The sequence below is a fragment of the Endozoicomonas sp. ONNA1 genome (genome assembly GCF_024606325.1).
Classification (GTDB): domain Bacteria; phylum Pseudomonadota; class Gammaproteobacteria; order Pseudomonadales; family Endozoicomonadaceae; genus Endozoicomonas_A.
The window spans coordinates 1-1552 of sequence record NZ_JAHHPN010000076.1; the positions used below are offsets into that span (position 1 = coordinate 1).

The following is a 1552-nucleotide window of genomic DNA, read 5'->3' on the forward strand; positions in this document are numbered from 1 at the left end:
GGCTTGAACCACCGTTGCGCGGGGTCAGTGACAATTGGGACTCACCCGTTGCCGTGTTGATGTTTTGGGTTTGGATGTTGATAGAGGTCTTTTCTTTCGGGAACGGGCCTTTCTCTATGTAACCATCTTCCCCCATACGCCAGCGGCCTTGTTTCAGTGCTTCTGACTTGAGGGTATCCATGCCACTGGCTCCGGGCATCCAGGGCCATGCCGGATTGGTTCGGGAGCGCATCATCACATCTTTCCAGGGCGTACGACGATCACGCTCAGGCCAAAGCTCCGCTTCTGCCTGTGCCCAGTTTTCCTGCAACGATTCCTGCAAATCGAGCACTAACTTGTAGTTGGCTCGAGGGCTGACTAGCAGGGCTTCAATCTGATTCTCAGCAGAATGTTCTTTTTCCCCAATTTTCAAACCATTGTCGATGGTTGCCTGCATAAGGCGCTCTGAGCCATCTGATTCGTCCAGACCGGGGAAGTAGAGTCGATTATAAGCTCCGGCTATGGTTTTGAAAAAACGCTCTTCTGTATCTTCCAGTTTATCACGGGCTTCTTCATACAGGCTGTCACTGGATTTTAAACCTTTAAAAATTTTCTCAATGGCGTACAGTTCCCGCAGGCGTTCTTCCACTGCGTCTGCCATATGGCTGTCGTGACCAGACAATACCAACAGGTTGTTTTTTTCCTGCTGGTATTCAAAGTAGTTGGTGAGTTCCTGAGGTGGCACACTGCCATCAGGACGGATAACTATGAGCACTCTCGGTCCTGAGAGTTTGATGTCATCCAGGCGAGGTAATACCTGTAATACCTGATATGCCTTTTTGTTTTGAGGTTGCAGGATGGCGGTCAGTTTGTTGATTAGAGCCTGATCAATTTTCGGTTGTGGAATGTCTTTGGCATTGCGGGTGATCTGGCTAGATAAATTTTGGGTTTCCTTAAAAAACAACCGTTCATCTTCTTTATGGAGATACCAAGCCTGCCCTGCTTCTTGCAGCTTCTCTAATGCCGTTAAAAACTCATCAGGTTTTCTGTTTGGAGCAGCCAAAAACTCAATGACCTCTGCAACAGTTAAGCCTATCCTCCCACCAACAGCACGAGATAAAGAAGATGCCAGCAACAAAGTGCTAACCTGACTGGCTGCATCGCTACTTAGCTGGTTATCGATAGTTTCTGCAATAGCATTTCCGCTATCGGCCATATCACGAGTAATTGCAGGGCGTAAGGAAGGTGCTATACGCTCAAGTTCATCCTTTACTGACTCTTCGTTCAGATTAAGGTGCTGCGTGCCAATCAGAAATACGTCATCTGTTGCTCGCTCATCCACACTTTTTAACAGACGAGCGGTAAACTGCATCAAGCCCCGTGTTTGGCGGAAACCTTCGTTCTCTTTAAACAAAGCAACGAGATGTTTAAAAGAGGGGTGGAAGGGGTAAGTTTCACGAACCTGTTCGGCAATCTGTTCAATACTGCTGGCGGTAATGTAACCACTGTCTTCAGCCAGTTTTACCCGTTGGGCATATTCTTCTGCAACATCGTTAATAACGCTGTCATCGGG

1 protein-coding gene is annotated in these 1552 nt (G+C 47.7%); it reads right to left on the reverse strand.

The genetic code is table 11. From position 1 onward, the window contains the following. Nucleotides 1-1552: ATP-binding protein (locus tag KDK19_RS01715; RefSeq protein ID WP_257291216.1), on the reverse strand; the 1552-nt coding region annotated here is incomplete at both ends.